The sequence below is a fragment of the Halalkalibacter flavus genome (assembly GCF_036663575.1).
Taxonomy (GTDB): domain Bacteria; phylum Bacillota; class Bacilli; order Bacillales; family Bacillaceae_D; genus Halalkalibacter; species Halalkalibacter flavus.
Window position 1 is genome coordinate 1 of the sequence record NZ_JAWRVK010000074.1, and the last position, 10,684, is coordinate 10,684.

Annotated in this window: 12 protein-coding genes and 1 pseudogene; 11 read left to right on the plus strand and 2 right to left on the minus strand. The window is 34.7% G+C overall.

All coding sequences use genetic code 11. From position 1 onward, the window contains the following. Nucleotides 1-132 precede the first annotated feature (132 nt). Nucleotides 133-441 (minus strand): helix-turn-helix transcriptional regulator, encoded by a 309-nt coding sequence (locus SAY88_RS26120; RefSeq protein ID WP_431308915.1) that lies wholly within the window; start codon nucleotides 439-441, stop codon nucleotides 133-135. Between the two features lie 451 nt (nucleotides 442-892). Here SAY88_RS26120 and SAY88_RS23775 point away from each other — a divergent pair, with 451 nt between their 5' ends. The 11 genes and pseudogenes from SAY88_RS23775 (at nucleotide 893) to SAY88_RS23825 (ending at nucleotide 10,066) form a co-directional block, all read left to right on the plus strand. Next, nucleotides 893-1,240: an AbrB/MazE/SpoVT family DNA-binding domain-containing protein gene (locus SAY88_RS23775; RefSeq protein ID WP_332634860.1), complete on the plus strand. Its 348-nt coding sequence runs from the start codon at nucleotides 893-895 to the stop codon at nucleotides 1,238-1,240. Nucleotides 1,241-1,400: 160 nt separating this feature from the next. Continuing rightward, nucleotides 1,401-3,011: a multicopper oxidase family protein gene (locus SAY88_RS23780; protein ID WP_332634862.1), complete on the plus strand. Its 1,611-nt coding sequence runs from the start codon at nucleotides 1,401-1,403 to the stop codon at nucleotides 3,009-3,011. A 289-nt stretch (nucleotides 3,012-3,300) separates the two neighbouring features. After that, nucleotides 3,301-3,624, plus strand: a complete 324-nt coding sequence (locus SAY88_RS23785) for a hypothetical protein (RefSeq protein WP_332634863.1) — start codon at nucleotides 3,301-3,303, stop codon at nucleotides 3,622-3,624. Nucleotides 3,625-3,746: 122 nt separating this feature from the next. Next, complete coding sequence (locus SAY88_RS23790) at nucleotides 3,747-4,445, plus strand: response regulator transcription factor (protein ID WP_332634865.1); 699 nt, start codon at nucleotides 3,747-3,749, stop codon at nucleotides 4,443-4,445. 18 nt (nucleotides 4,446-4,463) lie between these two features. After that, nucleotides 4,464-5,855, plus strand: coding sequence for a sensor histidine kinase (locus SAY88_RS23795; protein WP_332634867.1), 1,392 nt, complete (start codon nucleotides 4,464-4,466; stop codon nucleotides 5,853-5,855). A 396-nt stretch (nucleotides 5,856-6,251) separates the two neighbouring features. Further along, entirely contained in the window at nucleotides 6,252-6,782 is a 531-nt protein-coding gene (gene resA / locus SAY88_RS23800) for a thiol-disulfide oxidoreductase ResA (RefSeq protein ID WP_332634868.1), read from the plus strand. A 182-nt stretch (nucleotides 6,783-6,964) separates the two neighbouring features. Then, a complete protein-coding gene (locus SAY88_RS23805) occupies nucleotides 6,965-7,168 on the plus strand; it encodes a cytochrome c biogenesis ResB family protein (protein WP_431308916.1) in 204 nt (67 codons plus the stop codon). A gap of 17 nt (nucleotides 7,169-7,185) precedes the next feature. Continuing rightward, nucleotides 7,186-8,130 (plus strand): annotated as a pseudogene (gene ccsB / locus SAY88_RS23810) (c-type cytochrome biogenesis protein CcsB). Nucleotides 8,131-8,143: 13 nt separating this feature from the next. Further along, on the plus strand, nucleotides 8,144-8,854 hold the full coding sequence (locus tag SAY88_RS23815) for a cytochrome c biogenesis CcdA family protein (RefSeq protein WP_332634869.1): 711 nt from the start codon (nucleotides 8,144-8,146) through the stop codon (nucleotides 8,852-8,854). A gap of 13 nt (nucleotides 8,855-8,867) precedes the next feature. Beyond that, entirely contained in the window at nucleotides 8,868-9,077 is a 210-nt protein-coding gene (locus SAY88_RS23820; RefSeq protein ID WP_332634870.1) for an SHOCT domain-containing protein, read from the plus strand. A gap of 86 nt (nucleotides 9,078-9,163) precedes the next feature. Beyond that, a complete protein-coding gene (locus tag SAY88_RS23825) occupies nucleotides 9,164-10,066 on the plus strand; it encodes a F510_1955 family glycosylhydrolase (RefSeq protein ID WP_332634872.1) in 903 nt (300 codons plus the stop codon). Nucleotides 10,067-10,246: 180 nt separating this feature from the next. On the opposite strand, the gene SAY88_RS26290 is transcribed toward SAY88_RS23825, so the two are convergent. Then, on the minus strand, nucleotides 10,247-10,465 hold the full coding sequence (locus SAY88_RS26290; protein WP_488803304.1) for a C39 family peptidase: 219 nt from the start codon (nucleotides 10,463-10,465) through the stop codon (nucleotides 10,247-10,249). Between the last annotated feature and the right edge of the window lie 219 nt (nucleotides 10,466-10,684).

The following is a 10,684-nucleotide window of genomic DNA, read 5'->3' on the forward strand; positions in this document are numbered from 1 at the left end:
TGGACATCGAAGTATAAGGCTAAAAGCGTATACCGTCTAAAGACGGTGGAGTTAGACCACGCGTTTGGAAATTAAAATTTACCGTCATCAGGTATATAGGTATATTCTATGATGTGTACATCTGTTACTGGCTCATTTGCTGTAATTTATCCAATGGTTGGAACAGCGTATCACCCCATGAATCTTTTTGATTGCTGGAACTGAAGCATGGTGTCCTAAAAGCGCACTTGGTGAGAGGTTTAACAAAGACGATAGTTGTTTGAGTCGATTGGGAAGTGGAACTTGTTCATCATTTTCATAAAAAGCGAGAGAAGCTTGCGTGTCCCCGATCAATTCAGTCAGATTCTCTTGTGTGAGCTTTCTCTTTAAGCGTTCCTCTTTTAGGTGATTTCCAAATATTGTTACAATTTTCGGCTGTCGAAAGTATTTTGAGCATAAAATGCGATTAGTTTGCTACCAACTTTTTACAAAATTTCACTATAATAAGGATGGGCGTGATATAACACTTGTTGAGGCTAACATGTTTGAGGATGAAAAAGTAGCGGCTTAGGAATTTAGGTATTGATTTAATATTTGCATTGGGAATATGAGTTTAACATCCTATGTAAGTCTGCTTAATGACTTTCTATACTAGTAGCCTGATTAAATCAATTTTATGGGAACGTTAACGTTTGATCAGTAATTGATTAATTCTTTAACGATAACAATATCCGTACAAATAAGAGATGTGTGTTATCGTATGATTAATGTGCAGTAGTTAAATTCTCTTTGGTTACTTATAATAGCTAGAACTTTACAAAAATTACCTTCAAAATTATTGCAACTTTCTTCACACTTTCTTTATATTTCAATCCTATTCTATTAATAGTCATTGAAAATGAGGTGTTAATAAATGATAAAAAGTAGCAATAAAGAAATAGTTAATGAATTAGTTGATAGTAAATTAATGTGTAGTCTTAAGCATAAGCAGCACATTACTATTCCGAGTTCAATAAGGGGGAGATTGAAGATCTTACCTGGAGAAGAGGTTGCAATAGGGTTAATAGGTGACTCAAAAGATCTAATCATTAAAAAATACTCGGATAATTCTCTTGATAATAAAATGATAGTTAGTGATAGAGGCTCAATTCGTATCCCTACAGAATTAACAAGAGTTTTGGGCCTATGTAGAGGTGATGTATTTCACATTTATCTATTAAAAAATGATGATTGTATCCTTCTAAAAAAGGAAAATTTATAGGCGTAATTTAACTTTTTTGTTTATTTTTTCAGAGAAAAAGTGTGACGTTTTTATGAAAATGATGTTTAAGTTCATTTCTTCATAAATTCTATATACTTTTTTTTTAGAATTATATTTGAAAGCTAATCAAACATTATTTTTGGAAAAGGGGAAATTAACATTGAAGAAATCATACGGTTTAGGTATAGCACTGGCATTGTCATTAGTTATTGCCGGCTGTTCAAATGATGCAGTTGACCATTCGGCGATGGGACATAGTGAGCCTCAGCAGGAAGAACTAACACAGGAAGTGATTTCAGAAGAAGATGGAAAGAGAGTTTTTGACCTAAATGTTACAGAAACTCACTGGATGTTCAATGATGAGATCATGGATGATGCATGGACTTATAATGGTAGTTTACCTGGTCAAGAAATTAGAGTTCAAGAAGGCGATAGTGTATTAGTAAATGTGACCAATTCATTAGATGAACCCACTGCTCTTCATTTACACGGATTTCCGGTTCCAAATGAGATGGATGGTGTTCCTGGTGTAACACAAAATGCAATCATGCCTGGAGAAACATTTACTTATGAGTATCAGGCTGATGTGCCGGGGACATATTGGTATCATTCCCATCAAGATGGTGCTAGACAAGTTGGGAAAGGTCTTTACGGTGTCTTTATTGTTGAGCCTAAAGACGGGCAATCATATGATCTGGATGAAGTGATCGTAATTGATGAGTGGTCCTCTATGGGAATGGGAGATATGGATCACAGCAATATGGATCATGGAAGCATGAATCATGGAGATATGGATCACAGCAATATGGACCATGGAAGCATGAATCATGGAGATATGGACCATGGCAATATGGAAAAAGAGGAAATGGATCATGGCGATGTGAGTAGTGGGAGTAATGGGTTAAGTCATGCTGAAATGATGAATGAAATGTATGATACTATGATTATAAATGGAAAAGCAACACCGCAAATAGAGTCAATTCAGGTTGAAGAAGGAAATAAAATGAAACTTCGTTTTCTGAATGCAGGGCTCTTTACTCAAGTTGTTTCGATTCCAGGGCACTCTTTTAAAATCACAAATTATGATGGCCAGTCTGTAAATGAACCTGAATGGTTAAACGATACAGCATTTCGTATAGCACCTGCTGAACGCTATGATGTTGTAATAGAGCTGGACAATCCAGGGGCATGGGGAGTACAGGTTTTCGCTGAAGAGAACAGAGAGAATTTACAGTCTTTAATACCTATTGTTTATAGTGGTTATGAAAGCAATGATCTTCAGACGACCGAAACCATTTCTTCATTTTTTGACTTTACTGCCTACGGAGAAGCAGTTGATGTAAATCTACCTGATATCACAAAAGAGTTCGATATGATTCTAGGAACAAATGATGGTGGTGAGACGTTTACAATTAATGATAAATTGTTTCCGGACCATGAGAGTTATGAAGTTGAAGAAGGAGACGTGGTGAAATTTACAATTGTAAATGACACAGATGTTGACCACCCAATGCACTTACATGGAGAATTTTTCAATGTTATTTCTAAGGACGAAGTACCTATTTCTGGATCACCGATCTTAAAAGATACATTGAATGTCAGACCAGGGGAAACATATGAAATTGTATTTGAAGCAAAGAATCCAGGTATTTGGATGTTCCATTGCCATGAATTTCATCATGCCAATGCAGGAATGATGGCAGAAGTTCGTTATAAAGGTTTTGAACCTGGTTTTTCAATAAATCCTAACATCCCAAATAAACCTGAGTAATTTTTGTAAAAAATATAAACAAACATGACTCTCGTATGAGTCATGTTTGTTTTGTTCTTAATTACTAAACCCTTGTTGTAGATTAGATTTTGAATATTACGTTTCATTAATTTAGTAAGTGTATTAAATTGAAATAATAGTGTTTTTTGGTGAAGAAATGAAGTTCTTAATTTTTTGTCTTCATCTTTTCTCCACATTTATCTTCTATTATTAATCAAATAAAACTTGAATAGACTGAATTTCTTTATAACGTGTTAACCCTGTATGTATGGGCTATTGCAGGAGTAATGTGAGAATAATATCAGTATTGAAATTCGTTTTTATTACTTTGGCTGGATGTCAACAACCAGATACTAAAGATGTTCAAGATATTTATGAAAACAATTTTAGAAAAGTAATAATAGATGAAATCGAGGAAGTAGAAAATGGTTTTTTCTTAACAGCAATGCTGGAAAGTATTACGGAGGACGGGATAAACAAGGATGATTATGCAGTTGCTTTACCAAGTCAGATCATTTTAGATAATGGTCAAGAATTTCCCAAGATAAATGAGGAGCAAACAACAGATTTCTTTAATGATGAGAAAGTGATAATACGAGTTCAATTGAAGTGAAAATAAAAATCAAAAACTAGCAGGATTCCTATCTTTTTCGTTATACGTTAAGCCAACTTTCATAACGTGTTTTTCATAATTTTTACTATATAGTTTCAAATTAAATACAAGGGGTTAATCATATGATTGAAAACAAAACTATTTTAATTGTTGATGATGAGTTTCAAATGCGAACTCTTTTATCGATTTATTTGAAAGATGAGGGATTTGAGCTTTCTGAGGCTTCTACGGGTAAGGAGGCAATTACAAAAATTCAGAATAGCCCGGAACAATATGATTTGATTATATTAGATATTATGATGCCAGATCTAGATGGTTTTGAGGTGTGTAAAATTGTGAGAGAGTACTCAACAATTCCGATATTAATGCTTTCAGCTAGGAAAGCGTTAGACGATCGAGTAGATGGGTTAAATTTAGGAGCGGATGATTATCTTACAAAACCGTTTGAGCCAGAAGAGCTAATAGCTCGTGTAAAAGCATTACTTAGAAGAGTAACTACAATTGAGGCAAAGCAAGATGAAGTGAAGTTAGCATTTGAAGACGGTTTAACCATTTATTATGATAATAGAAGTGTCTATGTGAACAATGAATTGGTTGAATTAACAGCAAAAGAGTTCGAGCTTTTATATAAGCTCGCTTTAAATCCACAACGAGTATATACGAGAGACGACTTGCTTTATTTAATCTGGGGAGAGGATTATGTAGGAGCGCAAAGAACTGTAGACTCTCATATCAAAAATATACGATCAAAACTTTATGTTGCTGGACTAAAAAATAATCGAATAATAACTGTATGGGGTGTTGGATACAAATTTTTATAAAAAGAGATGGGATAACTTATGAATCGAATTGATATTAAATTAGGCCTTACGATTCTTCTGTTATTAATTACGATAATATTGCCGTTAGGTTTTGTCATGAATCAAATTTTTTATGGATTTTATGTTAGTCAAGCTCAAGAAGAAACACATATGCTGTCTTCTCAATATGCTAGCTTAATTAATGATAGTACTGTTGAAAACCGATTAGAGGTTGTGGAAGTAGCTGCGAAAATCTCGAATCAAAAAATGCTGGCACTTAGTGATGAGGGAGAGGTTTGGGCTCAATCGAACTTTTCAATGAGTCATCATGACACAGAGTATCTTTTTGACCTTATTCATTCTGCAGATTCACACCACTATATGACCAATTCGTTTGAAGATTCTGATGGGAAAACGTATATTGCGACAGCTTCACATATACATGTAAATAATGCTAAGGGACATGTTATTGTTTTTTCTTCACTCGAGAGTATCATACTGTCTATAAAAAACGTGCAAAATTTCCTGAAACTTTCAGCAATTGGAGCTTTATTTTTGGGAATTGGACTTACTTATTTTATTTCCAAAAAATTATCTCAGCCATTAGTCAGTATGGAAAAAGCGGCAAGACAAATTGCTAAAGGCAACTATAATACACGTATCGTTCAGAAATCAGGTGATGAGTTAGGGACGCTGGCACGAGCTATTAATGATTTAGCATTTAGTTTACAACGTATAAATGATCAAAGACGCGAGTTTTTCGCCAATATATCACATGAGTTACGCACGCCTATGACTTATCTAAAAGGATACTCAAAAGTATTGCGAGAAGAGCGTTGGAAAACTGAAGAAGAGAGAGACCAATACCTTGAAATTATTGATCATGAAGCAACTAAATTAACTTATTTAGTCAATGATTTATTTGACTTAGCACAGATGGACGAAGGCCGTTTTAATCTTGAACTTAAAAAAGTGAACATAAATGAAATAATAAAACTTGTTGTTAAAAAAACTTCATACAAAGCACAAGAACAACATATTAGAATTGAATACCGAGGTGAGCTATCTGATAAGGATGACATAGTGCTTGGTGATCTTCTAAGGTTGGAGCAAATTTTTTTGAATTTAGTAGAAAACGCAATAAAGTATACAAAAATAGGATCCATTACAATCTCTTCTGTTAGTGGTCAAGAAAACATTAAGATTAAAATTAGCGACACGGGAATCGGAATGAAAGAAGAGGAATTACCGTATATATTCGAACGTTTTTATCGAGTAGAAAAATCGCGATCAAGGGCTTTTGGTGGTACTGGTCTTGGATTATCCATTGTTAAGCAGCTTGTAGAGTTACACAATGGGACAATTGAGGTGGAGAGCATTGTTGGAGAAGGTACGGAATTCACTATTATTCTTCCAAAAATATCGGATTAAAGTGAGTTGAAGTCAATTGAATAAATTAGAATGGCTAATTATTTTTTTCTTTATTTTGTTAGGTATAATTTGTTTAACGATTTCAGCAACTTGGATTCTACCTGAAATGCATCGCCATCTCAGTCTTACCTTTATTACAATTTGTATATATACATTTATTCCTATTTTCTTAGTAGCTTCCATTTATATTTTCTATAAAGTTTATACCAAAAAGGGAAAACAAAATGAATAGGGTTTAAAATAGGTCTTCTTTTGAGAAGGCTCTTTTTTTTGGCTCTAAAAAAGAGAGTATTATTTGAATAGGATGTGACAGATTTTACAATTTAGTATTTCTCCATGATTCCTTCACAATTTCTCATTATACTCTTTACTATTGCAGACTGAAAGGAGAGTTTTATGAAAACTAGACGATTATTTATCAGAACAGTGACCTTACTCATAATGGCAGTGGCAATAGGGTATACGTTCTATTCGAATTTCTTTTCGGATGCTAATGCTGCAGTTCGCGTAGGGGATAAAGCGCCAAATTTTGCACTTACAGATCTTGATGGCAATGAGGTGGAACTTGAAGACTACAAGGGCAAGGGAGTGTTTTTAAATTTCTGGGGTACATATTGTCCACCGTGTGAGCGTGAGATGCCATATATGGAAAACCAATATGCGATATATAAAGAGCAGGGTGTAGAAATCCTTGCTGTAAATGTAGGTGAACCTGAATTGACCGTTCAACGCTTTGTCGAAAGACTCAACTTAACGTTCCCAATTCCAATGGATAAAGGTCAACAAGTATTAGACCGTTATGGAGTCATTCCACTTCCTACAACTTTTCTAATTAATGCGAATGGGGAGATCATTAACATCATTACAGGAGGCATGACAGAGCAAGCGATCGCACAGTATATGGAAAGTATTAAACCGCAGGAGTGATTGAAATGAATAACCTTAGCTGTTCTTGTGGACAGCAAAATCCTCAAGGAACAGACTTATGTGGAGGATGTGGCAAACCATTAGTCGTAAGTGAAAATATTTAATTAGGTTATCTGATCTAGAGACAAAAACATGTATCTGCGCTGATTGTTCGAAAAGACTATACTTTACCCATTTTAGTTATAGGTGGATTCATTTTTATGATCGGTTTAGTCCAGGGAAGCTATTGGACTCACCGGAGAATTTGGATACAAGAAGAGAATGGGAAAGTAATGATGGCCGGACATACGAATAAAAATTGGTATGCTTTTAACGTGAAATGGCTGAAATGGCAAAAGAGGCAGAGCTCGAACAGCCGGTCGATAGGACAGAAGACAAATAAGTAGTTTGGGAGTGTTACAATATGGTCGAACTAAGTAGTAATCTATTGCTCGCGGCGTTTTTTATCTATATTTTCGCGACAATTGCTTTCTCTATTACGATCTATTATGAAAATAGTAAATCAGTAAATAAAACGAAGAGGTGGGGAAGGATCAGCTTTGGTCTAGCGTGTGCAGGATTTTTAGCACAACTAGGGTATTTTGTCACTAGTTGGATTGCGGCTGGACATGCCCCAGTTAGTAATATGTTTGAATATACCACGTTTTTAGGATTAACCATTCTTTTTGCGTTTCTAATTCTTTATCTTATTTATAAGAAGCCGGTATTAGGTATTTTCTCAATGCCTGTTGGAAATTGTGATCATTGCCTATGCATCAGTATTCCCAAACTAAGTTACTCCTTTATTACCTGGCTTACAAACTTACTGGCTTCATATTCATGTGATAACCACTGCTATTGGTCAAGGAATTCTTGGGGTTGGATTTATTGCAGGTTTAATCTACCTCATACGTGTCGTTGACCAAAGGAAGCGCTCAAAACAAACATTTTGGCTTGAGGCTGTTATTTATTCGGTTATGTGTGCCGTAGCCATTGCAATTACAGTCGGAGTGTTTTCATTAAATAATTACTCTGTTACTTTTAATTGGATAAATGAATGGGAAATGGAGGCACAGCTTGAATACGAATAAGATCAATTATTATTGGGTTTCCAGTCTTTACTTTAGGCGGATTAATATTTGCCATGATTTGGGCCCAAATCGCTTGGACACGATTTTGGGGTTGGGATCCAAAAGAAGTTTGGGCTCTTATAACGTTTCTTTTTTATGCTGACTATTTACATTTAAGACTATCAAGGGGGTGGCATGGAGAGAAATCCGCATGGCTTTTAGTGATTGGTTTTGGGATCATCATGTTTAACTTGCTATTTATCAATTTAGTCATTGCAGGATTACATTCATACGCTTAAAAGGGAGATATTTATGACAGATTTAACAATATTATTGGCTTTTGGAGCGGGGGTTTTATCTTTTATTTCCCCCTGCAATCTCCCATTATATCCAGCCTTTCTATCCTATATAACCGGGATGACGGTGGATGAGATGAAGAAAAAAGGTCGCTTTCTACCTCCAAGAGCTATGTTACACACGTTCATCTTTATTTTAGGGTTTTCTACTATTTTTGTTGTGCTTGGAATGTCCACAACATTAGTAGGAGACTTATTCTTGCAATACAATAATCTCATTCGACAACTAGGAGCCATTTTTATTATTTTGTTTGGAATGGTAACTCTTGGAGTAATCAGGCCGTCGTTTCTAATGAAAAATCATCAATTCCAATTTTCCAATAAACCTAGCGGGTATATTGGCACCTATGTAATTGGCATTGCATTTGCTGCTGGGTGGACTCCTTGTATTGGCCCAATCTTAGCTTCCGTCATTACTTTAAGTATGACCAACCCGGGTTCCGGGATGCTTTATATGAGTGCTTATAGTATTGGGTTTGCAATACCTTTCTTTATCATGACAATCTTTATTGGGAGAATGAACTGGATTAATAAATATACGAATCTGATTATGAAATTTGGGGGAATTCTAATGATCGTATTTGGTGTGTTTTTGTATTTTGATTGGATGACTAGAATTACCTCTTATTTAGTAAATAATATTTTTAATGGTTTTATGGGCTTTTAAAGGAGGAGATCGTATGTTTAGAGATTCAGCTGAAATGATGTCGTATATCTTAAAAATGGGATTTGTTGCACTTGCTCTGCTTATTATCATTTATTTAATACTAAGGCTTTTGTTTCGATTGGAAAGTAAAGCGAAGTCTCCCTATGCCATTTTGGAGGAACGTTTCGCAACCGGTGAAATCTCAAAAGAAGAATTTGTAAAGAGAAAGAACATGTTAAGATAAGAGTTGTCGCTCTATCGTAGAAGGCTTTAACGATAAAGTGAGCAAATTTTCAACAAAAGATAACACATTTAAAGGGGATTATTTCAATGAAAAAAGGATTAATGGCTAGTATAATTACTCTATCTCTATTTGTTATATCAGCATGCTCAAATGACACAAATCAGATCGACTCGTTTATGCATATTCATGGATTAGAATACTCACAACATGACGAGAGTATTTTTCTAGCTACACATATGGGCTTAATTAATTTAAATGAAGACAGTTGGGAATTAGTTGGTGAGCCAGAACATCAGCATGATTTCATGGGTTATACAATTATAGATGAGGACTTGATGATCTCAAGTGGGCATCCTGGTGCTCGATCCGACTATGTTGATCCATTAGGGGTCATTATTAGTAATGATTCGGGGGAAACATGGGAACCAATTGCACTTTATGAGGAAGTTGATTTTCATCTTTTACACGTAAATGAAGGAAACCAAGAAATCATGTATGGAATTGATGTTTACAACTCTAACCTATATCGGTCAAACAATGGAGGTTATGATTGGGAGATGGTGGATACAACAGGATTACCAGGACCTGTAGCTTCGGTTCTTTCATTAACGTCTCATCCGCAATCTCCTGATTACTTATTAGCTGGAACTGAGACAGGACTGTATGAATCATCTGACGGTGGTCAAACGTGGGATTTAAAAGAAAATAATCTTAGCGCAAGTTCTTTCCAAACTCTTGATTCTGATTCAGAAGATTTAGTAGCCTATCTCTTTGGAGAAAAGGAAGGCTTGTATTTGAGTGAAGACTTTGGAGAAACATGGGCATCTCTGAACTTTAAGGTAGACGATGATTACATTATGTATATTAGTACCTATCCAACAGATAATCAAAAGTTAGTACTCGGATCAATGAAACAAAGTATTTATGAGACAAAAGACTTTGGGAAAACGTGGGACGTATTGGCAGAGGAAGGAAAAAGAAAGAACTAAAAATATAACTCAATTAAGAGTAAAGTCAAAATAATGAAAACAGAAAGAGGTAAATGAGATAATAAGTCATTTACCTTTTTTTGGTTTGTATTATATTAAGTTGTTCCGTTTTATGTTTATTAATAATGTAGATGAAATTATATTTATCTATTGGTTTTCTCTAATCTACAAGTTAATTGCTTATTTTCTCATTTGTATCCAGGCTTCTACAAAATCCTGTTTGGAGATTTTTCTATACTTAACACTTGCCAAGGGGTCATTAAAATCAATAAAATCATCATCAAATCCTGTTACTAAAACAGAATGCTCTATATAAGTTTTTTCAACAGAGCCGTTTGGGGTATCACATGTTTTGAATAACTCTTTAGGAAGTTTTGTGAATGTAATATTGCCTTTTATTTATAGAGCTAGCCATTCTTCCTTTATTTTTAAATAAATTATAAAAGTAAACATGGTCAAGATTAAAGAAGAAAAAACAAATAAATATTGTTTTAAGATTCCTTTTTTATTAGCCTAGCCTAGATAAGGCTGTAACAGCACGTTGGATCTAGGTCAATATTTTGGACACAAAAAAGTTAACTTTCTTACCAATTATCAAGTAGACTCAGGTGGCTTGAC